This is a genomic window from Parvularcula oceani, assembly GCF_000733125.1.
In the GTDB taxonomy this organism is placed as follows: domain Bacteria; phylum Pseudomonadota; class Alphaproteobacteria; order Caulobacterales; family Parvularculaceae; genus Parvularcula; species Parvularcula oceani.
On record NZ_JPHU01000002.1, the window covers coordinates 245,613 to 267,202 of the forward strand.

16 protein-coding genes and 1 riboswitch are annotated in these 21,590 nt (G+C 69.8%); of the genes, 7 read left to right on the plus strand and 9 right to left on the minus strand.

What is annotated here, in order from left to right:
- Positions 1–45 precede the first annotated feature (45 nt).
- Complete coding sequence (locus tag IE88_RS0103540; RefSeq protein ID WP_156032349.1) at positions 46–1,062, plus strand: hypothetical protein; 1,017 nt, start codon at positions 46–48, stop codon at positions 1,060–1,062.
- Between the two features lie 13 nt (positions 1,063–1,075).
- Here the strand turns inward: IE88_RS0103540 and IE88_RS0103545 are convergent, their stop codons facing one another.
- From IE88_RS0103545 to IE88_RS0103555, 3 genes are read right to left on the minus strand one after another with little or no spacing between them, the layout of a single operon-like run.
- Positions 1,076–2,173, minus strand: coding sequence for an SDR family oxidoreductase (locus IE88_RS0103545; RefSeq protein ID WP_081871407.1), 1,098 nt, complete (start codon positions 2,171–2,173; stop codon positions 1,076–1,078).
- 56 nt (positions 2,174–2,229) lie between these two features.
- Entirely contained in the window at positions 2,230–2,994 is a 765-nt protein-coding gene (locus tag IE88_RS0103550) for an SDR family NAD(P)-dependent oxidoreductase (protein WP_031550230.1), read from the minus strand.
- A 16-nt stretch (positions 2,995–3,010) separates the two neighbouring features.
- Positions 3,011–4,951 carry an acetyl/propionyl/methylcrotonyl-CoA carboxylase subunit alpha gene (locus IE88_RS0103555; RefSeq protein WP_031550232.1) on the minus strand — a complete coding sequence of 647 codons (1,941 nt, stop codon included), beginning with the start codon at positions 4,949–4,951 and terminating at the stop codon, positions 3,011–3,013.
- Positions 4,952–5,076: 125 nt separating this feature from the next.
- Here IE88_RS0103555 and IE88_RS0103560 point away from each other — a divergent pair, with 125 nt between their 5' ends.
- Positions 5,077–6,732: an alanine/glycine:cation symporter family protein gene (locus tag IE88_RS0103560; protein WP_051881461.1), complete on the plus strand. Its 1,656-nt coding sequence runs from the start codon at positions 5,077–5,079 to the stop codon at positions 6,730–6,732.
- A gap of 10 nt (positions 6,733–6,742) precedes the next feature.
- Positions 6,743–7,702 carry an isoaspartyl peptidase/L-asparaginase family protein gene (locus IE88_RS0103565; protein WP_051881462.1) on the plus strand — a complete coding sequence of 320 codons (960 nt, stop codon included), beginning with the start codon at positions 6,743–6,745 and terminating at the stop codon, positions 7,700–7,702.
- A 3-nt stretch (positions 7,703–7,705) separates the two neighbouring features.
- Here the strand turns inward: IE88_RS0103565 and IE88_RS0103570 are convergent, their stop codons facing one another.
- The 3 genes from IE88_RS0103570 to IE88_RS0103580 all read right to left on the minus strand — a co-directional run bounded on the left by IE88_RS0103570 (position 7,706) and on the right by IE88_RS0103580 (position 9,734).
- Entirely contained in the window at positions 7,706–8,164 is a 459-nt protein-coding gene (locus IE88_RS0103570) for a DUF4112 domain-containing protein (RefSeq protein ID WP_202900418.1), read from the minus strand.
- Between the two features lie 4 nt (positions 8,165–8,168).
- Positions 8,169–8,327, minus strand: coding sequence for a YqaE/Pmp3 family membrane protein (locus IE88_RS17775; RefSeq protein WP_036766515.1), 159 nt, complete (start codon positions 8,325–8,327; stop codon positions 8,169–8,171).
- A gap of 84 nt (positions 8,328–8,411) precedes the next feature.
- The gene (locus IE88_RS0103580) at positions 8,412–9,734 is read right to left on the minus strand and encodes a DUF3667 domain-containing protein (protein WP_031550242.1); all 1,323 of its coding nucleotides are present in this window, start codon (positions 9,732–9,734) and stop codon (positions 8,412–8,414) included.
- A gap of 131 nt (positions 9,735–9,865) precedes the next feature.
- On the opposite strand from IE88_RS0103580, the gene mdh reads away from it, so the two are divergent.
- Entirely contained in the window at positions 9,866–10,828 is a 963-nt protein-coding gene (gene mdh / locus IE88_RS0103585; RefSeq protein WP_031550245.1) for a malate dehydrogenase, read from the plus strand.
- Between the two features lie 588 nt (positions 10,829–11,416).
- Positions 11,417–12,835, plus strand: a complete 1,419-nt coding sequence (locus tag IE88_RS0103590) for a M28 family peptidase (protein ID WP_036766516.1) — start codon at positions 11,417–11,419, stop codon at positions 12,833–12,835.
- 12 nt (positions 12,836–12,847) lie between these two features.
- On the opposite strand, the gene IE88_RS16240 is transcribed toward IE88_RS0103590, so the two are convergent.
- Together IE88_RS16240 and IE88_RS0103600 are read right to left on the minus strand one after the other, a co-directional pair.
- Positions 12,848–15,439, minus strand: a complete 2,592-nt coding sequence (locus IE88_RS16240; protein WP_036766518.1) for an ATP-binding protein — start codon at positions 15,437–15,439, stop codon at positions 12,848–12,850.
- A 9-nt stretch (positions 15,440–15,448) separates the two neighbouring features.
- A complete protein-coding gene (locus IE88_RS0103600) occupies positions 15,449–16,618 on the minus strand; it encodes a metallophosphoesterase family protein (RefSeq protein ID WP_162178291.1) in 1,170 nt (389 codons plus the stop codon).
- 31 nt (positions 16,619–16,649) lie between these two features.
- A riboswitch (cobalamin riboswitch) is annotated at positions 16,650–16,847 on the plus strand.
- Between the two features lie 137 nt (positions 16,848–16,984).
- Between IE88_RS0103600 and IE88_RS0103605 the strand changes: the two genes are divergently transcribed.
- Positions 16,985–18,853 (plus strand): TonB-dependent receptor plug domain-containing protein, encoded by a 1,869-nt coding sequence (locus tag IE88_RS0103605; protein WP_031550253.1) that lies wholly within the window; start codon positions 16,985–16,987, stop codon positions 18,851–18,853.
- A 2-nt stretch (positions 18,854–18,855) separates the two neighbouring features.
- Here IE88_RS0103605 and glpK read toward each other — a convergent pair whose 3' ends face one another.
- A complete protein-coding gene (gene glpK, locus IE88_RS0103610; protein ID WP_031550256.1) occupies positions 18,856–20,322 on the minus strand; it encodes a glycerol kinase GlpK in 1,467 nt (488 codons plus the stop codon).
- 88 nt (positions 20,323–20,410) lie between these two features.
- On the opposite strand from glpK, the gene IE88_RS16245 reads away from it, so the two are divergent.
- On the plus strand, positions 20,411–21,538 hold the full coding sequence (locus IE88_RS16245; protein ID WP_036766520.1) for an alkaline phosphatase D family protein: 1,128 nt from the start codon (positions 20,411–20,413) through the stop codon (positions 21,536–21,538).
- The last annotated feature ends 52 nt before the right edge of the window (positions 21,539–21,590 follow it).

Genomic DNA, 21,590 nt, shown 5'->3' on the forward strand with positions numbered 1-21,590 from the left:
CTGGGGGCGGGCTCTAGAACCGCCTCAGGGGATAAATCGGGGGCCATGCAAATGAAGATCTTCGCCGCGGCGGCCTGCGCCGTTTTCCTGGCTGCGCCGAACCTGCCGGCCGCGAGCCAGCCCGCCCCGCCGGAACGTGAGGCGCTCGAGGCGACCGCCGCTTACAACAGAGCCCTCGGAGAGATCATCGGCGGCTACGTTTCGGTGATGCAGGCAGCGCAGCTGACCGCGATCTTCCTTCGTCTGGCGGACGACCCGTCGGGCTATGACAGCGTCGGCGCGCAGGCGCGGGCGCTCGTCGCCGATGCGCACAGGCAGCTGGACGCGCTCGATGCCGCGCTTGCCGCCATGCCGGATGCGCCCGATCCCATTGCGGGTCACGAACAACTCCGCGGCGAGCTGCGGCCCTATGCCACCCGCCTCGCCCGGATCGCCCGGCAACAGGCGGAGGGGTGGTCCGCGCAGCTCGATGCGCTGGAGGGCGGGGATGTCGCCGCCTATTACGAGCTGGTCGGCGATGAAGGCGACAGCACGGTGGTCCTGCTCGCCGCCGACACGGCGCTGACGAAGGTCATGCAGAGCAGCGTGGAGCGGGACTTTCCCATGTGGGGGCATCTGGAGGCGATCGTGATCGGCAACGAGATCCTGAGCACCCTCCTGACGCTCATCGGCGGCTACGAGCAGAGCCTCCCGGCGACCGATGAGCGCTATGCCGAAGAGATCGCCCAAGACGTCCGGGCGCTTGCCGCGCTCCTGAAAGAGACGGAGGAGACGACGGAGGAATCCTGCGCGGGCCCGACCCGGAACGAGCAGCAGGAAGACACGCTGCGCGCGCTTTGCGCGACCTTTGCGGAGCAGAACGAAACCGAACGCGAGATCCTCGCGATCATGGAACGCTATGAAGCCGCGGCGCGCCTCATGGCGGAGCAGAGATTCGACGACGCGGCGCACCAGGAGATGGTCGACGCGGATGCGGCGCTTGCAACCGCCGCCGACCGGCGGATGCAGCTCCAATTCGAGCGCCAGGAAAAGTCCCTGGCCGTCGTCGAGGCGTTCCGATGACGCCCCTCTTCGCTTAACCAGGCGGCACGGCCGCCGGCGCGCCGCCCAGGCGCTCTTCCTGCGGCGCGGGCAAGGCGTCGCGGCCGGCGCCGGCGGCACCGTCATCGCTCTTGGTTGCCCGTCCGATCAGAGCGCCGAGCCCGAAGAGCGCAAGCGCGCCCCCCAGCACCAGGCCGAGGCGGGTATTGTCCGCATCGAGAATGACAGCGTCCGTCTTCGCCTTGTCGTCGAAGTAACCATGCGCCGCGACGTCCATCTCCACCGGTTGATAGAGATTCCCCTCCTCGTTCGCCTGCGTCGCCGGGCGATCCGATTGCTGCGAGGCATAGCCCTTCTTGCCGGCGAGGACATGGCCCATCGCATTGGGCAGGATCTGCTCGCCGGCCCAGACCTGCACCGTGCTGCCGCCGACGAAGATTTCCCGCGACTGGTCGTCGATGAGCTTGAGGACCGCTTCCGCGATGATCTCCGGCTGGTAGATGGGGGGAACGGCCTGCGGCAGCTTGGGCATCGTCGTCTTCGCCCAGGCGAATTGCGGCGTATTCACCGCCGGGGGCATCACCATGCCCAGATGCACCGCGCTGCCGTCATGGAACAGCTCGGCCCGCACGCCCTCGGTCAGGTTCTTGATCGCGGCCTTGGTGGCGCAATAGGCGGTCTGCAACGGAATGCCCCGATAGCTCAGACCCGATCCGATATTGACGATGGTGCCGCGGTCGCGCGGCTTCATCCGGCGCAGCGCCGACTGCATGCCGTGCACATAGCCCATATAGTTCACATCCGTGATGCGCTGGATGTCCCTTGTCTCCATCTCGCTGAACGGAGCGATGACCGTCGTCATGGCGTTGTTCACCCAGACCGCGATCGGGCCGAGCTCGGTCTCGGCCCGCTTCGCCGCCTCCTCGACCTGACCGGCATCGGCCACGTCGCAGGAAATGCCGCGGGCGTGGACGCCATAGCCATGCAGCTCGTCCTCCGTCTCGCGCAGACGCTTCGAGTCCCGCGCGAGGACGGCGACATCATGGCCTCTGGCTGCGAGGGCGCGCGCGATGGCCCTGCCATTCCCGGCAGAGCCGCCTGTCACGACTGCGGTTCCTGGATGTCTGCTCATGTCGGTCCTCCGTTCATCGGACAGAGGACACCCCGAAGGGCCCGGCCGTTGCGCGCTCAGCTGTCGCGGGCGACCGGGAAGGGGCCGAAGGCCTGCTGGACGGGCATGACCTCGACGGTGTTGACGTTCACATGCGGGGGCAGGACCAGCACGTTCCCGATCAGATGGGCGACGTCGTCCCCGGTGAGCGGCTTCATCTTCTCATAGACCTTGCCGGCCTTGTCCCGGTCGCCGCCGAAGCGGACCTCGGAGAACTCCGTATCGGTCATGCCCGGCTCGACGCAGGTCACGCGCACCATCGACCCCAGAAGATCCGCGCGGAGGTTCAGCGAGAACTGGTGCACGAAAGCCTTGGTGCCGCCATAGGCGTTCCCGCCGGGATAGGGATAGCTGCCCGCGACCGAGCCGATATTGACGATATCCGCGCGCGGCCGCTCCTTGAGCTGCGGCAGGAAGGCGCGGGTCATGTGGACGAGGCCGCGGATATTGGTGTCGATCATCCGGTCCCAGTCGGAGAGCTCGGCCGTGTCCGCGCCGCCGAGGCCGAGCGCGAGCCCGGCATTGTTCACCAGGATGTCGGGCGCGAATTCCTTCGGCAGATCCTCCGGCAGGCTGGCGACGGCATCCGTGTCCGTCACGTCGAGCGGCACCGCGTGGCATTTCGCCCCGCCGACGGCCTTGATTTCCGCCAGGCGATCCTGCCGCCGTCCCGCTGCCACGACGCGGCCGCCGCCCGCGAGGATCCGGGCGGCGAGCGCCCGGCCGATGCCTGAGGTCGCGCCGGTGATGAGGGCGCAGCGGCCTTCGAAGCTCTGGGTCACGGGTCCCTCCTCCTTCTCACTCGGCCGCATCGAAGCCGACGAGCAGCACGCCTTCGGCGACGCTGTCTCCTTCGGCGAAGGGCAGTTCGCGCACGGTGCCCGCACCCGGCGCCTTGACGACATGCTCCATCTTCATCGCCTCGATGGTGAGGAGCGGGGTATCCGCCTCGACCTCGGCGCCGACATCCACGAGGACGCCCGTGACGGTCGCGGGCATGGGGCTGAGGAGGCCGGCGGCATCCGCCCCGCCATCGCCCGCCGCCGTCAGCGGGTCGTGATAGGCGAGCTCGCCGCGCGCATCGCGACCCGAGCCGAAAGCGAGGCCGCCCGGCGCCTCGTCGAAGCGCAGAGCGAGGCGGCGGCCGCCGATCAGCGCAGACGCGCCCTTTCCATCCGTCTCGACCGCTTCGAGCGTCAGCGCCTCGCCTCCGACCGCGCCTTCCCAGCGGCCCGCGGCCACCTCGTCCATCGTAACGGCCAGAGGGCCGTCCGGCCCCTCGAAGCGCGCATGCGCCGCGGCGGGGAGGTTGAGGCGGAAGCCGCCGCCGGCCTGAGCGGTTCGCCAGATCGCGGCGAGCGCGAGGACGGGAGGCTCGGGCGCCCGCCCGCGCGTCACCGCCTCGCCCGCCTCGTCCAGGAAGGCCGTGCTGACCGCGCCCGCGACGAAGTCTTCATGGGTGACGATGCGGCGGAGGAAATCCGCATTCGTGGTCACGCCGCGCACGCGGGTCCGGGCGAGCGCATCGGCGAGCCGCGCCAGCGCCGCCTCCCGGGTCTCGGCCTTGGCGATCACTTTCGCGATCATCGGATCGTAGAAGGGCGTCACCGTGTCGCCCTCGGCCACGCCGGCATCGATGCGGATGCCCCGCCCGCGCGGCAGGCGCAGCGTGTCGAGGCGGCCCGTGCTCGGCATGTAGCCCTTTGCCGGATCCTCGGCATAGAGCCGCGCCTCGACCGAATGGCCCTCGCAAGCGATCTCGTCCTGCGTAAGCGGCAGGTCCTCCCCGCTCGCGATGCGCAGCTGCCATTCGACGAGGTCGATGCCGGTCACGCCCTCGGTCACCGGGTGCTCGACCTGAAGCCGGGTGTTCATCTCCATGAAATAGACCGAGTCTTTTCCGTCATAGAGGAATTCGACCGTGCCCGCGCCGCGATAGGAGACGGCGCGCGCCGCCTCCACGCCCGCCTCGAGAAGGCGAGTCCGGACATTGGCGGGCAGGTCGGGCGCGGGCGCCTCCTCGATCACTTTCTGGTAGCGGCGCTGGACCGAGCAGTCGCGCTCGAAGAGGTGGACGATATTGCCCCGGCCGTCGCCGAAGACCTGCACCTCGACATGGCGCGGGGTCTTGAGAAACTTTTCGACCAGGAAACGGTCGTCGCCGAACGCGGACTTCGCCTCGCGCTGAGCGCTTTCGAGCTCGCCCCTCAAGGCGCGCTCCTCGCGCACAATGCGCATGCCCTTGCCCCCGCCGCCGGCTGCGGCCTTGAGGAGGACGGGATAGCCGATGCGCCGCGCCTCGCGCTCGAAGACCTCCGCGGACTGCTCCTCGCCCTGATAGCCGGGCGCGAGGGGCACGCCCGCTTTCTCCATCAGGTCCTTGGCGCGCGACTTCGAGCCCATGACCTCGATCGTCTCGGCCGTAGGGCCGACGAATGTGATGCCCCGCTTCTCGCAGGCGCGGGCGAAGCCGGCATTCTCGGAGAGGAAGCCATAGCCCGGGTGGATGGCGTCCGCGCCCGCGCGCTCGGCGACATCGAGGATCGCATCGCCGCGCAGATAGCTCTCGGCGGCGGGCGCAGGCCCGGTCAGGAAGGCCTCGTCGGCCTGGCGCACATGGGGCGCGTTGCGGTCGGCTTCGGAGAAGACGGCGACCGTGCGGATGCCGAGGCGGCGCGCGGTCTTGAGAACGCGCAGCGCGATCTCCCCGCGATTGGCGATGAGGAGCTTCGAGATCATGGAACGCCTCATGCCATCCCCGGCGCCGTCCCGCCAGCGCTGCGCGCAATGCCCGCGCGCTAGACATCGCAACCGCCTCTCCTTACGGTCCCGCGACTTTCCTCCAAGCAATCAAGGGCAGGCGCATGGAAGACGCGATCAGGGCGGTGAACGGACTGGTATGGGGCGTTCCCATGCTGAGCCTGCTGCTCGGTACCGGGCTGTTCCTCACCATCGGGCTGCGGGTCATGACGCTCCGCAAGCTGCCCTTCGCCGTCGGCCAGCTCTTCGCCAAGCGCGACTCGAAGGAAGAGGGCGATGTCAGCCCCTTCGGCGCGCTGATGACCGCCATGTCCTCGACCATCGGCACGGGCAATATCGCCGGTGTCGCCGCCGCCATCGCGATCGGCGGGCCGGGCGCGGTGTTCTGGATGTGGATGACCGCGATCGTCGGCATGGCGACGAAATATGCCGAAGGCGTTCTCGCCGTGCGTTTCCGCGAACGCGACGCCAACGGCAATTATGTCGGCGGCCCGATGTACTACATCAAGAACGGCATGGGCCGGAAATGGATCTGGCTCGCCGTCCTGTTCGCCGTCTTCGGCGTTCTGGCGAGCTGGGGCACCGGCGCCTCGATCCAGGCGAACTCGGTCGCCGACGTCCTCGATTCCAATTACGGCATCTCGCCGATCCTGACGGGCGCCGCCCTCGCGATCGGCGCGGGCGCGGTGATCCTGGGCGGGGTCAGCCGGATCGCCTCGGTCGCCTCCAAGCTCGTGCCCTTCATGGCGATCGCCTATCTGGGGGCGGGCCTGCTCGTGATCCTGCTCAATTTCGACCAGATCCCGAGCGCCTTCTACCGCATCTTCGCGCGGGCCTGGGGCGTGGACGCGGCCGGCACGGGCGTGGCCATCGGCCTTCTCATGCTGGCCATGCAGAAGGGCGTCGCGCGCGGCATCTTCTCGAACGAGGCGGGCCAGGGCTCGGCGCCGATCGCGCATGCGGCGGCCAAGAACGAAGACCCGGTCAATCAGGGCATCATCGCCATGCTCGGCACGGTGATCGACACGCTGATCGTCTGCACGATCACGGCGCTCATCATCCTGACCTCGGGCGTCGTCACCGATGCCTGCCTGCCCTCGACCCTGACCCTGGAAGTCTTCCAGGCCGACGGCCAGCCCGCGGGCTGCGACACCGGCGCGCCGCTGACGGCCGCCGCCTTCGACGCGACGCTGTCGGGCATCGGCAGCCATATCGTGGCGATCAGCCTCGCCGTCTTCGCCTTCACGACGATCCTGGGCTGGTCCTATTACGGAGAGCGCTGCTGCGCCTTCCTCTTCTCCGAAAAGTCGATCCTTCCGTTCAAGATCTCCTGGATCGTGGTCGTCTTCTTCGGCGCTTCGGCGCTCGCCCTTCAAGAAGAGCCCGTGGCGGTCGAGCCGACGCAGGTGGTCGAGCGGTCGGGGGACTACCTCCTCATCGACGGCGAACCCTTGGAGATCGGGGGCGAGGAATGGGTGCTGACGGCCGGCGCGGTGGCGGTGACGAACGGCGTCGTCACAGTCGGCGGCGAAACGCTCTACGTGCCGTCTGCGCTGTCCAATATCGTCAACCTGTTCTGGCTGGTGGCCGATACGCTGACGGGGCTGATGGCGGCGCCGAACCTGATCGCGCTCCTGCTTCTGAGCCCGCTCGTGTTCCGCCTGACCAAGGCCTATTTCAAGCGCGGGATCATCGCGCCCTCGGGCGTGGGCGAGACATCGAGCGCGCCGGGCGCCGCCCCGGTCGACACGGCGAGCTGAGGAGGCGCGCATGGGCCTTTCCGCACTCGCCGCCTCGCTTCTCCTGGCCGCGCAGGGCACTGCGGCCGCCGATGCGCCTGCGTCCTGTGCGGCGCAGGAGGATTACGCCATCATCGTCCATGGCGGCACGGCCCGGGCCGGTCAGGTGCCCGAAGAGCGCCTGACCTTCATCCGCTCCATGCTCGGCGAGATGCGCGAGGACCTGCGCGAAGGCAGCCATGCGGTCGACGTGGCGCAGGAGGCGATCCGGCGCATGGAGGCCTCGGGCCTGTTCAATGCCGGCCGCGCCTCGATCACCAATGCCGAAGGCTTCGTCGAGAACGACGCCTCGATCATGGATGGCCGCACTTTCGAAGCGGGCGCCATCGCCTCGATGACGGGCCTCAAGAGCCCGATCACGGCGGCGCGCCTCGTCATGGACGAAACGCGGCACGTGATGATGGTGGGCGATCGGGGCGAGGAAGCGGTGCTTGAGCGCGGCGCCGAGCCCGCGCCCGAAGGCTGGTTCCTGCGCGCGCGAGGCCATGACGAGCCCGAAGAGCACGGCACGGTCGGCGCCGCCGTCCTGGACCGCTGCGGCGACCTCGCCGCTGGCACTTCGACGGGCGGCTATGACGCGAAGATTCCCGGCCGGGTCGGCGACAGCCCCGTCATCGGCGCAGGCACATTCGCGAAGAACGGCGTCATGGCGGCCTCGGCCACGGGGCATGGCGAGTATTTCGTCCGCTTCGGCGCGACGCGCAGCATCGCGGCGCGCATGGAATACGGGGGCCAAGGCCTCGAAGAGGCCGCAGAGGCGGTCATCGCGGAAATGCAGGCCGCCGGCGATGGCCGCTCGGGCCGCGGCGGGATCGTGGCCGTCGACGCCGAGGGCAATTTCGCGACGCCGTTCAGCTCCGAAGGCATGGTGCGGGGCTATGCCTCGGACGAAGAGGCGCCGGTCGCGGGCGCCTTCGGCAGCGTGGATTAGGCTCTACCGCCCGCCGGTCAGGTGGCGGCGCAGAATGCGCACGTTCCGCTTGTTCGCCTTGTAGGCGACGTCGAAGATCGTGCCCAAAACCGGCACGGAGCCGAAGACCGCGTCGAGGCCCACATTGACCGCCATCTTGGCCAGGGTCCTCTTGGGCGCGCCGAAACGCGCCGCCTCGAGCACGAGATAGCCGGAAAACGCCGCCCCCGCGAGGTCGCCGGCCACGGGCAGGATGCCCAGGATCGGCTCGATCCCGAAGCGGATGCCGAGAATCGAGAACTGGCTGTCGAGCAGGGTCGCGATCCTGTCGAGCCGCTCGACCGCCGCGCGCTGCTCGGGCGGCAGGTCGTCGAGCGAGCTGGTCTCGATCCGCCCGTCCGGCGCATCGTGATAGGGCGGAGCGTCATAGCCGAAGCCGTGCGGCTCGGCCGGGTCGGGATCGTAGGGCCGCGAGACACTCACGGGATCAGCGGCTCAGGATGATGTAGAGGGCATGGATGATGCCCGGAACATAGCCCAGCAGCGTCAGGATCACGTTGATCCAGAACTGCGTTCCGAGCCCCTCCTGCAGGAAGACGCCGAGCGGCGGCACGAAGATGGCCAGAATGACGCGGATGATGTCCATGTTAACGCTGTCCCGTTTGCCTCTTGCCATAAAGAACGGGACGAGCCCGGCGGAGGTTCCGCCCCGCCGCTTCGCGATGCGGTCTCAGATCGTGTCGGCGAAGGCGCTGACCGCCGCCACGCCCAGCGCGCTCGACAGCACCGCGCCATAGATCGTGAACACGAAGAGCGTCGTGAAGATCACCTTGCGCAGCGACCGCCCGTAAGCGCCCTTGAGCGCGACGCCGTAATAGATGGGAACCCCGAGGAACAGGGCGCCGGCGAAGAGCCAGCCGGGCAGGATCGCGCTCGTCCAAAGCCCGAGCGTCAAGATGCCGAAGGCGACGGCGTGCGTGTTCAGCGACAAGAGCGCATGGTCGTAGAGCAGCGCGTCGCGCCCGTGGATGACGAATGCGCCGAGAAGCGCCATGAGCGGGATCATCAGGATCATGATCCGCGGGATCCAGTCGTCGAGCGCATTGTTGAAGGCGCGCGGGTTCTCGGCGAGGCGGAAAGCGGCATCGAGAAGCCGGTCCGTGTCGACCAGCTCGCCATTGAGCGTGATCTGCCCGTCCGACCCGTCGTCCTGTGCGGCGCCGTCCTCCTCTGCCCCCGCCGCCGCCTCCTCCTCCTGCGGCGCCGGAGGCGATGGGGGCGCCGAGGCCATGCCCGGGTTCTGGCGCGCCTCTTCCTCGCGCGCGCTCTCCGCCACGCGCCGCGCCGCCTCCGCCTCGATATCGGCGATGGCCAGGCGGGCCTCGGCCCGGATCTCCTCGGCGCGCAGCTGCGCATCCCGCCCCTCGTCGCGCAGAGCGTCCTCGGCAGCTTCCTGCGCCTCGTCGCGCAGGGCGTCGATCTCGGCCTGCGCATCGGCCTGAATGCTTTCGATCACCTGCTCCGGCGAGGCCCGCCCCTCGGTCACGGCCTGCCGCATCAGCGCCCGCTCCTCTTCGGAATAGCGCAGGTCGCGGGCATGCTGGAAGAAGCCCGCGGTCATGGCGCCGAAGCGCAGAGTGCCGTCCTCGTTCACCTCGACATCGGGCTGGAGCACGACGATCTGCCGGTCGGTGACCCAGAGCGTGGTGAAGAACAAGAAGGTGACGACGAGGAAGAATCGGATCGGCGGCGAATAGGGGCTGCGCCGCCCCCCGCCATATTCGCGCACATAGCGGCCGGGCCGGGTCACCACGGCCCGCACCGTATGGGCGAAACGGCCATCGAGGCTCATCACGTCGTGAAGCGTCTCGGCCGCGAGCCGGATCAGGGACCGCCTGCAATCGTCGTTCTTCTGGCCGCAGACATGGCAGTAGGGGCCGAGCACCGGCGCGTGGCAGGCATAGCAGCGCTCGGGCAGAGGCATTCGCGCCTTGCGTCCTGCGCGCGCTTCGTCGGTGACGGCCGCAGCCTGAAGAATATCCGTCTCGCTCACGGAACAGGTCCCCTTTTCCCGATGCCATACTAGCAGGCCGCGCGCCCCGGCGCAGCCTCGCTTCGTTGCGGCTGCGAAGCGTCCCCGCTAGTGAGGCGCCACCTGACAGACACCATCGAAGGAGACGGACCATGGCGAGAAACAAGATCGCGCTGATCGGCGCCGGGATGATCGGCGGCACTCTCGCGCATATCGCTGCGCAGAAGGAACTGGGCGACGTCGTCCTGTTCGACATCGCCGAGGGCACGCCGGAGGGCAAGGCGCTCGACATCGCGCAGTCCGCGCCGGTGGACGGCTATGACAGCCGCCTCAAGGGCACGCAGGACTATGCCGATATCGCGGGCGCCGATGTCTGCATCGTCACCGCCGGCGTGCCGCGCAAGCCGGGCATGAGCCGCGACGACCTCGTGGAGATCAATCTCAAGGTGATGAAATCCGTCGGCGAGGGCATCAAGCAGCACGCGCCCGACGCCTTCGTGATCTGCATCACCAACCCGCTCGACGCCATGGTCTGGGCGCTGCAGAAATTCTCGGGCCTGCCGAAGAACAAGGTCGTGGGCATGGCGGGCATTCTCGACAGCTCGCGCTTCCGGCACTTCCTGGCCGAGGAATTCGACGTCTCGGTCGAGAGCGTCACCGCATTCGTCCTCGGCGGTCACGGCGACACCATGGTGCCGCTGACCCGCTATTCGACGATCGCGGGCGTGCCCCTGCCCGACATGATCGAGATGGGCTGGTCGACGCAGGACAAGATCGACGCGATCGTGGACCGCACCCGCAAGGGCGGCGGCGAGATCGTCGGCCTCCTGAAGACCGGATCGGCCTTCTACGCCCCCGCGGCGAGCGCGATCCAGATGGCCGAGAGCTATCTGAAGGACAAGAAGGTCGTCGTGCCCTGCGCGGCCTATCTCGACGGCGAATACGGCGTGAAGGGCCGCTATGTCGGCGTGCCGATCGTGATCGGCGCGGGCGGCGCCGAGCGTGTGCTCGAGGTGGCATTCACCGACGAGGAGAAGAAGATGTTCGACCACTCCGTGGCCGCCGTCGAAGAACTCGTCGAGGCGTGCCAGAAGATCGAGCCCGCCCTCGCCTGACCCTTCCTGCATGAAGACAGACGGGCACTCCCGCAGGGGCGTGCCCGTCGCCGCCTACGCAGGCATTCGCCGCGTGTGGATGCGCACCGAATTCCATTTCGGGATTTCCTGGAAGCGGCGGCGCCGCGACCTTGCGGCCGCGGCGCCTACCCGTTCGCGCTCCAAGGGGGGAGAGAGGAGGAGCGCTGAGAACGGGGTTCAGGATCCGGCGCCGCGCACTCTCAAGGGGGGAGAGAGGGAGAATGCGCAGCGCCGGACTGAAAGCCGGTCATCTATGGCCCCCTCAAGGGGGGAGAGAGAAGGGAGCCGAGATTCGACCGGCCTTGGAACCATCGCGAGCCGCTTTGGAAGCGTCTGGCGATGGGCGTTAGCTAAGCGCCCCCCCTGCCAGTAGCAACAATTAATCGCGCCCCGGCGTCATTAATTTCCCGTGATTGGGATATCGCGTTAATCTGCTGCAAAGGAACAGGATTTCACCGCTCTCGCGCCGATGCGAGGCCTTCCTGCCAGCGGGAGGCGCCGCAATGGCCGATTGACCGTCCCGGCCCTCTCTTTACGCTGCCGGACCTGCCGTGAGATGAGACGATCATGCTCAGAATCCTGCTTCTCTCCGCCGCCCTGATCCTTCCCGCCGCCGCCCAGGAGGGCCGCCTTCCGGAGGCCGTGACCCGAACGGCCGACCAGCTGATGCGGACGGGGCTCGAAGACGGAACCGGCTATGCGGTGATCGAGGATCTGACGACCGAGGTCGGGGCCCGGCTGGCGGGCAGCCCGTCCGAGGCGCGCGCCCGCCAATGGGCGAAGGCCCGGCTCGAGGAGATGGGCTTCTCGAATGTCAGGATCGAGCCGTTCACACTGCCCTTCTGGTCGCGGGCCTATGAAGATGCCCGGATCATCGAGCCCTTCCCCCAGCGCCTCGAAGTGACGGCGCTCGGCAACAGCGTCGGCACCGAGCCCGGAGGCGTCAGCGGCGAGGTCGTGCGCTTCGAGACGCTGGACGACCTTCTGGAGGCGCCGTTGGACGGCTCGCTCGAAGGCAGGATCGTCTTCGTCGACGAGAACATGACGCGGACGCAGGACGGCTCCGGATACGGGCAGGCCGTACGGAAGCGCTCGGGCGCGGCGCGGGCGGCCGGAGAGCGCGGGGCGGTCGCCGCCCTCATCCGGTCGGTCGGCACGGACCGGCACCGCTTCCCGCATACCGGCGCGATGAGCTATGGCGATGTCGCGGCCCGCGTGCCGATCGCCGCGCTCTCCTGGCCCGATGCCGAACAATTGCAGCGCGCGCTCGAACGCGGCCCCGTCACCGTCAATCTCGATATCGATGTCGTCACCGAGGAGAAGGCGCCCTCGGGCAATGTCCTCGCCGAGATTCCGGGGCAAACGGACGAGATCGTCCTTCTCGGCGCCCATCTCGATTCCTGGGACCTCGGAACCGGGGCCGTCGATGACGGCGCAGGAGTCGGCATCGTCGCCGCGGCGGGCAAGCTGATCCTCGACCATGTCGAGGAGACGGGCGAGCGGCCGCTGCGCACGATCCGCATCGTGCTCTTCGGCGCGGAGGAGGTCGGACTTCTGGGTGCCGAGGCCTATGCCGAAGCGCATGCGGACGAGTTGCCGCTGCACGTGGTCGGCGCCGAGAGCGATTTCGGCGCGGGCCGCATCTGGCAGTTCGAGACCCGCTTCGGCGAAAGCGCGCTTCCCCTGGGCAATCAGATGGCCCGCGTCCTTCAGCCGCTCGGCGTCGCGCGGGGCGGCAACGAGGCCTATGGCGGGCCGGACCTGACCCCGATGCGCCGGCAGGGCATGCCCGTCGTCACGCTGAAGCAGGATGGCTGGGATTATTTCGACCTGCACCACACGGCGAACGATACGCTCGACAAGATCGATCCGGACGATATCGCCCAGAACGTCGCCGCCTATGCGGCCTTCGCCTGGATGGCGGCGAACAGCGAGGCGGATTTCCGCGGGAAGGCCACCGAAGAGGCCGCCGCCGGGGCGCAGTGAGGCGGAGCAGCCTCAGCCGGGCCCATTCAGCGGCCGGGGCCTGATGCGCGTGCCGCCGAGATCGTCGAAGACGCGCTGGCGGCAGCTCAGCGCGATGACCTGAACGTCCGAGGCGGCGAGGTTGAGCGCCGTGAACATGCGCGCGATCCGGTCGTCATCGGCGAAGACCAGCGCATCGTCGAGAATGACCGGCATGGGGCGCCCCTTCTTGGCCATCAGGCGGGCGAAGGCGAGCCGGGTCAGGATCGCCAGCTGCTCGCGCGTGCCGCCCGACAGGCGCTCCACCGGCTCGTCCGCGCTGGCGCGGAGGAAGGTTTCGGGCGCGAGATCGCTTCCCAGTACCAAGGACCCTGCCCCGAAGACGCTGCCGAGAAGCGGGGCGAGTTCGGCCGTGACCGGCGCGAGGAAGCGGTCGCGGCGCTCGGTCTGCGCCCGGCCGAGCGTTTCGGTCAGCAAGATCAGCGCGCGGACCTGCCGCCCGTAGCGGGCCTCGTCGGCCTCGGCCGCTTCGAGCTGCCCTTCGGCCTCGGCCAGCCGCTCCTCGGCGCCCTCGGCGCGGAAGTGGCGCAGCTCCGTCGTCATGCGCGCCCGGTCCTGGCGCAGCCGGTCCGCTTCGTCCCGGGCATTGGCGACAGCCTGGCGCAGCCGCGCGACCTCGGCTTCGAGGACGGCGAGATCCGGCAGCGCCGCCGCCTGCTCGCGAAGTGTCCCTGCCGCAGCTGCTGCCGCTTCGCGCGCCGCGCCGAGACGGGCGTCCTGCGCAGCGAGGGCCTCCGGCCACGCAGCCTCCGGCCCGAGCCGGGACAGCGCATCCTGCCAGCGCGCCTCCGCCACGCGCAGATCGCCGTCGATGCGCGCCTGCGCCTCGCGCGCCGCATCGGCCGCATCGCGCAGCGCCTCGGTCCGCCCCGCCGCTTCGTGCAGGGCGCGGCTCGCCTGCTCATGGTCCGCTTCGGCCTCTTCGACGGACGGCGCCTCGTCCGCCGCTTCCGCGAGCGTGCGAAGCGCCTCCACCTCGTCTTCCAGCGCTTCGAAGCCTTCGGGCGCGAGCCGCTCCAGGCTCTCCTTCAACCGGCCGCGCTCCGCCTCGCGCGCCCGCGCCTCGGCGGCGCTCCGGCGCGCGCCGTCCAGATCGTCGGCGCCGACGGCGTGCAGCGCCTCGCAATAGGCGGCGCGGGCGGCATCGAGCGCCGCCTCCGCCGCGCCCGCAGGCGTCTCGACGCGGAAGCGGATGCCCGCCCCCGCCGTGATGACGCTCTGCGCCGAGAGGGGCCGCTCCGCGCCTGCTTCGAGCGGCTCTCCGCCGAGCCGGAGGCTGCCATCGGTCGCCTCAACGATGAGGCGGGCCCGCGCAGCTTCGGCCCGCGCCTCGGCCTGGAGGAAGCGGGTGTGGCGCTCTTCGAGTTCGGACAGATCGGGCGGGGGCGCCGGGGGGCCCAGAGCCCGCAGCGCGTCGCGCGCCTCCCGTGCCGCAGAAATATCCCGGCGAAGCCGCTCCAGCCCCTCTCTCGCCCGCGCGGCCTGTTGCGCCCGCCTCGCCTCGGCCAGCGCCTCCTCGGCCTTCCGGGCCCTCCCGGCCGCCGCCGCGCTGTCCGCGCGCGCCGCATCGAGAGCGGCGACGGCCTCTTTCCTCTTGCCGCCGGCGGCCTCGGCGCGTTCCGCCGCCTCGCCGAGCGTCCGCCGGGCCTCTCTCGCGGCGGCCTGCTCGTCGCGCAGAGCGGACAGCGCCTCCTCCGCTTCCCTTGCAAAGGCGGCGCTGCGCTCCGCCTCGATCCTCAGCGCGGCGAGCCCGGCGCGCCGGTCCCGCGCTTCGCCGAGCCGCGCCTCGGCGGCGGCCAGGCGCTCGGCGCGATCGCGGCTCCGCTCCTCGTCCTCGATCCGGCGCAGCGCATCCTCGGTCCGGGCGAGGTCCTCGCGCAGGCTGCGGGAGGCATGAACCGCCGCTTTCAGCTCGGCGACCTCGCCGCGCAGCGCCTCGGCCGCCTCGATGGCGCGGGCATAGGGGCTGCCCGCCTTGGGTTTGCGGGTCTGGGCGGTGACCAGCGCCTCCAGCGCCTCGGTCGCCCGCGCCAGGACATGGCGGGAGCGCTCGCCATCCGTGGCGTCCTGGACCTCGCGGCCCAGAAGGCTCAGCACCGCCTCGCCCCGCCCCTCGGCGGCGTCCGGCTGGCGCAGCGAGGCGCCCTGCTCGACCCAGAGGAGGCCCGCAGGCCCCTCGCCCGGCGTGTCGGCGCCGATGACGTTCCGGATCCAGCGCTCGGCATCGTCGGCCTCGGCCACGACGCGGCCGCTGCTCAGATCGGTGACTTTCGCCATGCGCTTGCGCAGGAAGCGCTTGTCGATCCGGAACCGGCCCTCCTGCGTGGTCAGCTCCAGCGTCACCTCGGGCGCGCCGCCGCCGGGATCGGGTTCGAGCGACTTGATCTCCTTGGGCGCGCGCGTGTGCCCGTAGAAGAGCGCCGCGCGCAGGGCATCGAAGAGCGTCGACTTGCCGAACTCGTTCGGTGCCGAAAGGATGTTGAGGCCCGGCGCGAAGCCTTCGAGCGCCACCCCCTCCTCTCCGAAGCCGCGCACATGGCGAAGCCTGATCGCGTCGAGCCGCATCCCGTTCCCTTACGCCGCGAAGGTCATCAGGAGGTCGAGGGCCAGCTTCGCCTCGTCCCGGCGCGAGGGATCGGCGGCCGCATCCTCCGACAAAGCGTGAAGGTCCTCGGCCGTCTGGCGCAGGCTGCCCTCGGCGCCCATCGCTTCGAGGCCCGCCGCCTCGATCAGCGTGTCGAGGCGCGAATGCTCGGTTTCCAGATGCGCATAGCGATGGGATTCGCGCCCGATATGGTCGAGCAGCGCCGCCCGGTCCTCGAGCCGCACCGCGCCTGTGACTTCCACCTTGGCGAGGCGGTAGCGGCGCTCGAAGCTCTGATCGTGCAGGGCTTCGAAGCGCGTGACGGGATCGCCCTCGGCCAGGAGCTCGAGCCGGTCGGCCGACCAGCAATAGCGCGCCGTGCGCAGCGGCTCGACCACCGGCACCGCGCCGGGCGCCACTTCGACCGACAGCACATAGCCCGGCGCATTCTGCGGGAAGCGGTCGGGCTCTGGCGTGCCGGCATACCAGCTGCGCTCATCGACCCGCTTATGGCCGTGCCAGTCGCCGAGCGCGAGATAGTCGAGCCCGCCGCGCGCCGCCGCCCCCTTTGCGATGGCGCTCGACTGCACCGCGTCCTGGGAGAATTCCACGGTGCCGCCATGGGCGATGCCGATGCGCAGGGCGCCCTCGGGCGTCGCTTTGCGGGCATAGTCCTCGGTCAGGTCGCGGCCCGGATTCTTGCTCTCCCAGGGGGCGGGCAGGAAGACGACGCCCGGCGCGGCCTCCACAGGTTCAGCCGAGCAAAGGCAGCGGATATTGGCCGGCAGCGTGCCCGCGCGCAGCCTGTCCCAGAGGCCGTGGCGCGCCGCGGGGTCGTGATTGCCGGGCAGCAGCCACCAGGTGACATCCGCCGCCTGCGCCATCGCGTCGAGCGGCTTCGCCAGCGTCTCGTCCGAAGGGGTCTCGCAGTCCCAGACATCGCCCGCCACCACGACATGCGCCGCCCCCTGCGCCCGCGCCGCAGCCGCGATCGTGCCGATGGCGTCGATGCGCGCCGCGCGCAGCTGCGCCGCAAGCTCGGGCGAGAAGCGGCCGAAGGGTTTTCCGAGCTGCCAGTCGGCGGTGTGAATGAAGCGGAAGGTCATGGAGCCGGACGAATAGCGGAACAAAAGGGTAACGGGCGTCGGCGCCCACGCCAAGCGCCTCTTGTCCACCGCACCGGCCGCTGCCATAGCCCGCTTCGCGCGAGGTGCCTCCCCCCCGAAGGAGGTGAAAAGGGAAGTCCGGTGAGGCGAAAGCCGAGACCGGCGCTGTGCCCGCAACCGTGAGCGGCGAGGGTCCTGCCGGAAGGCCACTGGCGAAAGCCGGGAAGGCGGCGGGACCGTTCGAGCCGTGAGCCGGGAGACCTGCCCCGCGCGAGGCTGCGAAGCCGTCCGTCCGGGACCAGGCGGAGGCGCGGGAAACCGTCAGAGCACCTGCGCGCCTGAGGTCCTTCCGCGCAAGCGGGAGAGGCGTTCGCTTCTGCTCGCGCGGGCCGGCCCCGCTCGCGCGACGAGGATGAAAAGATGACACTCCTTCTGATCCCGCTCGCGGCGCAGGCCGCGGCTCCTTCGCCTGCGCAGCCCCCTGATATCGTCACGGTGGTCGGACGCGCGCCCGCTCCGCTCGAAAGCCTGCCCTTGTCGATCGACGTCGTGACGGACGAGGCGATCGACGAGCAGGCGATCCTCAGCGTGACCGAGGCGCTCTCTCTGCTCCCCGGCGTGCAGGTGGTGCGTGCGGGACCCTTCGGCACGCAGGCCTCGGTCTTCCTGCGGGGCACGGATTCGGACCACGTGCTGTCGACCTATGACGGCATTCGCCTGAACAGTCCCGCGACCCCCAACGGCGCCTACAGCTTCGGCAGCGACCTGTCGGGCGGCGCGGCGCGCATCGAGGTGCTGCGCGGGCCGGCCTCGGCCACCTATGGCTCGGATGCGATCGGCGGCGTGATCAATGTGGTGCCGCGGATCGAGGGCGAGCCCGGCGGCAGCGCGAGCCTCTCCGCCGGCGAGCTGGAGACCTATGCGGGCGGGATCGATCATGCGGGCGAGGCGGGCCCCTTGCGCTTCGCCCTCTCCGCGCAGGCCTATGGGACGGACGGCTATGATGCCGTGCCCGGACGGATCTCCGAAGAAGTGGGATCTGGCGACCGCGACGGATCGGACGCCTACAGCGCCAGCGCCGCCTTCGCCTATGCGCTGACGGAGGAGTGGAGCCTCGAAGCGACCGGCCTGCACCGGCAGGCCGAAGCCGGGTTCGACACGTTTTCGGGCGGCCCGACCGGCTTTCAGCGGGCCAGCGATCCGGACCTGTCCTCCGAAGACCGCCTGAGCGTCGCGCGCGCCGGCATCGCCTATGAGGGCGCGGCCACGCTGCGCCTTCGCGCCGGGATCGTGGATGCCGCCTTCGAGGAGAGGGACGGCGAGGCCCTGACCGGCGAGGTCGATGGCCAGCGCCGCTTTTCGGAGCTGCTCGCAGGGCGCGAGGGGAAAGGCTGGCGGCTCAATGGCGGCCTGATCGCCGAGCAAGAGAAGATCGACATTCCGGTCAGCTTCAACGATCCGCTGAAAGCCGAAGAGGATCATTTCGGCGGCTTTCTCTTCGGCCAGCGCGACTGGGGCGCCCTCACCCTGACAGGTGCGCTGCGGGCGGACGATTACGAAGGGTTCGGCACGCCGGTCACCTATAATGCGGGGGCCGTCTGGACGCCGTCGCAAGGCCTCCGGCTGCATGCGGCGTATGGGACGGCCTATAACATTCCGACCCTGTCCGAGCGCTTCTCGACCTCGGCCTTCACCGCGGCCAATCCCGACCTCGAGGAGGAACAGGCCGAAAGCGGCGAGATCGGCGTGACGCTGGAGCGCCGGGTGGCCGCAGGCGTGGTCGGCGCGGGCCTCGTCCTGTTCCGCACCGAGACCGAAGACCTGATCGAATATGCCTTCGCGACCGGGCAGAACGTCAATATCGGCGATGCGCGGACGCAGGGCGCCGAGCTGTCGGTCCATGCCGAGCTCGAACGCTTCAGCGGCAGGCTCGCCTATACCTATACCGACGCCGAGAACCGCGACACGGGCACGGACCTTCTGCGCCGTCCCGAGCACGGCTTCGCGGCGAGCGCGAACTGGCAGGCGACGGACAGGCTGGCCCTGTCCGGGCGCTGGTCGCGCGTCGGCGAGCGGCTCGACGTCACCTATTCGGATGACGGCAATTTCTTGGGCAATGGAGAGGTCGGCGCATTCGACGAGGCGGCGGTGACGGCGCGCTATGCGCTGCGCAAGGATCTGACCGGTTTCGTGACGGTCACGAACCTTCTGGACGAGACCTATGAGCAGCCCGCAGGCTTCGGCAGCGCGCCGCGCCTCGTCCGCCTCGGGCTGCGCAAGGACTGGTAGCGCTATTCTGTCAGCGTGCGGCGCACGGCGTCGCGCCAGAGGGCCCGCTTCGCCTCGCGCGCGGCGGGCTCGCTTCCCGGCGCGAAGGCGGCGTCCTGCTGCCACAGGGCGCAGGCCTCTTCGAGGCTGGAGAAGACGCCCGCCTGAAGCCCCGCCAGCATGGCCGCGCCGAGCGCCGTCGTCTCGCCCACGACCGGCCGCTCGGCCGGAAGGTCGGTGATGTCGGCGAGGGCCTGGCAGAACCAGTCATTGGCGACCATGCCGCCATCGATGCGCAAGGCTTCGATATCCGCGCCGTCCGCCCGCATCGCCTCGATCAGGTCGTCGGTCTGGAAAGCGACCGATTCGAGCGCCGCCCGCGCGAGCTCCGCCGGCCCCGCATCGCGCGTCAGGCCGTAGATCGCGCCGCGCGCCTCGGCATCCCAATGCGGCGCGCCGAGCCCCGTGAAGGCGGGCACCATGACGACGCGGCTGTCCGACCGGGCCGCCCGCGCCAGCGCCTCTGTCTCGGAGGCATGGGAGAGGACGCCGATGCCGTCGCGCAGCCATTGCACGGCCGCGCCCGCGACGAAGATGGACCCTTCGACCGCGAAGGTCGTCTCGCCGCCGAGACGATAGGCCACCGTAGACAGGAGGCGGTGATCGGAGCGCACGATCTCGCCCCCGGTGTTCAGCACCACGAAGCAGCCCGTCCCATAGGTCGATTTGATCATGCCCGGCTTCACGCAGGCCTGGCCGATCAGCGCCGCCTGCTGGTCGCCCGCAATGCCGCCGATCGGCAGGGCGCGGCCGAGCACCGCCTCGTCGGTCGTGCCGAAATCCGAGGCGCAGTCGCGGATCTCCGGCATCATCGCGCGCGGCACGCCGAAAAGCGCCAGAAGCTCGTCGTCCCAGTCCTGCGCTTCCAGATTGAACAGGCTCGTCCGGCAGGCATTGGTGACGTCGGTGGCGTGCACCCGCCCGCCCGTCAGGCGATAGAGAAGGAAGCTGTCCACCGTGCCGAAGGCGAGCTCGCCCGCCTCCGCCCGCGCTTTCGCGCCCGGCACCTCGCCGAGGATGAAGGCGAGCTTGGTCGCGGAGAAATAGGGATCGACCACGAGCCCGGTGCGCTGGCGGATGAGATCGCCATGCCCGTCCGCCTCGAGCTTGCGGCAGGCGGCGGCGGTGCGCCGGTCCTGCCAGACGATGGCGTCGTGGATCGGCTCGCCCGTCTTACGGTCCCAGACCAGCACGGTCTCGCGCTGGTTCGTGATGCCGAGCGCGGCCACCGGCGCCTCCGCCCGCTTGAGGACGGCGCGCGCCGTGCGCAGCACGGACTGCCAGATCGCCTCGGGATCGTGCTCGACCCAGCCGTCGCGGGGATAGCGCTGCGGAAACTCCTCCTGCGCCGTGTCGAGCACGCGGCCCTCCTCCGAGAAGAGGATCGCCCGCGAGGAGGTCGTGCCCTGATCGATGGCGAGAAGTGTCATGCGGCGTCTCCGAAGAAGCGGACGGCCAGACTAGCGGGATCGGCCCGGCGACACGAACCCGTCACGCAGGACCGCTAGGGACGGCCGGATGAAACGCATCCTCCTGCCGAGCCTTCTTCTCGCCGCCTGTTCGACCGGGCCTCGTGCCGTCGACGCCATCGCCGTGCCGGAAAAGGCGGCCTACGCCCCGCCGACCGTCACCCTCGCCTCGGCGCCGCTCGACCGGAGCGCCGCCATTTCCCGCATCGGCTTCGGCTCCTGCGCCAAGCAGCAGGCCGATCAGAGCTTCTGGACGGCGATTGCGGAGACGGATCCGGACCTGTTCGTCTTCCTCGGCGACAACGTCTACGGCGATGTGACCACGGACGACCCCGCCCTGCCCGAGCTGCGTGCCGCCTATTACCGCCTGGCCCGGTCCGAGCCGTTTTCCGCCTTCCGCGACGATATCCCCGTCCTGCCGGTCTGGGACGACCACGACTACGGCAGGAACGATGCGGGCGCGGACTTCGCGCTGAGAGAGGAATCAGAGGCCCTGTTCGAGGATGTATGGGCGCTGGATGCCGACGATCCCCGCCGCAGGCGTCCCGGCGTCTATGAGGCGGTCACGGTCGGCGCGCCGGGCGAGCGCGTGCAGATCATTCTTCTCGATACGCGCTATTTCCGATCGGAGCTGACACCGACGGACCGGTACGGTGCGCCCGGCAAGGAGCGCTACCTGCCGAGCGCAGCCCCCGAGCAGACCATGCTCGGCGCCAAGCAGGAAGCCTGGCTCGCCGAGACCCTGCGCCAGCCTGCGGATCTGCGCATCCTCGTCACCTCGATCCAGCTCCTCGCCGACGGGCATGGCTGGGAGGCCTGGGCCACCATGCCCGGAGCGCGCGAGCGGCTTTACGAAACGCTGCGCGCATCGGGCGCGGAGCACCTCGTCGTGGTGTCGGGCGACCGCCACGCCGGCGCCTTCTATCGCCGCGACGACGTGCTCGGCTATCCGCTTCACGAGATGACGGCCTCCTCCCTGAACGATCCCGCTTCGGCCTGGGCGGATGCGGCGGAGGAAGCGGGACCCCACCGCACGACGCCGATGATCCGCGACGAGAATTTCGGCGAGGTGCTGGTGGATTGGGATCGCAGGCAGGTCACGCTCCGCCTGCGCGACATGGATGGCGGCACCTATGCGGAGCGCGTCCTGGACCTTCCGGCGCTCAGCGGCGATTGACGCGGCTCGGGGGGCCTCCCTACCCTTTTGCGGATGAGCGCGGCGGGATGAG

Coding starts and splice junctions, on each gene's coding strand:
- IE88_RS0103540 (WP_156032349.1), top strand. CDS start 46: ATGCAAATGAAGATCTTCGCCGCGGCGGCCTGCGCCGTTTTCCTGGCT.
- IE88_RS0103545 (WP_081871407.1), bottom strand. CDS start 2,173: ATGAGCAGACATCCAGGAACCGCAGTCGTGACAGGCGGCTCTGCCGGG.
- IE88_RS0103555 (WP_031550232.1), bottom strand. CDS start 4,951: ATGATCTCGAAGCTCCTCATCGCCAATCGCGGGGAGATCGCGCTGCGC.
- IE88_RS0103560 (WP_051881461.1), top strand. CDS start 5,077: ATGGAAGACGCGATCAGGGCGGTGAACGGACTGGTATGGGGCGTTCCC.
- IE88_RS0103565 (WP_051881462.1), top strand. CDS start 6,743: ATGGGCCTTTCCGCACTCGCCGCCTCGCTTCTCCTGGCCGCGCAGGGC.
- IE88_RS17775 (WP_036766515.1), bottom strand. CDS start 8,327: ATGGACATCATCCGCGTCATTCTGGCCATCTTCGTGCCGCCGCTCGGC.
- mdh (WP_031550245.1), top strand. CDS start 9,866: ATGGCGAGAAACAAGATCGCGCTGATCGGCGCCGGGATGATCGGCGGC.
- IE88_RS0103590 (WP_036766516.1), top strand. CDS start 11,417: ATGCTCAGAATCCTGCTTCTCTCCGCCGCCCTGATCCTTCCCGCCGCC.
- IE88_RS16240 (WP_036766518.1), bottom strand. CDS start 15,439: ATGCGGCTCGACGCGATCAGGCTTCGCCATGTGCGCGGCTTCGGAGAG.
- IE88_RS0103605 (WP_031550253.1), top strand. CDS start 16,985: ATGACACTCCTTCTGATCCCGCTCGCGGCGCAGGCCGCGGCTCCTTCG.
- glpK (WP_031550256.1), bottom strand. CDS start 20,322: ATGACACTTCTCGCCATCGATCAGGGCACGACCTCCTCGCGGGCGATC.
- IE88_RS16245 (WP_036766520.1), top strand. CDS start 20,411: ATGAAACGCATCCTCCTGCCGAGCCTTCTTCTCGCCGCCTGTTCGACC.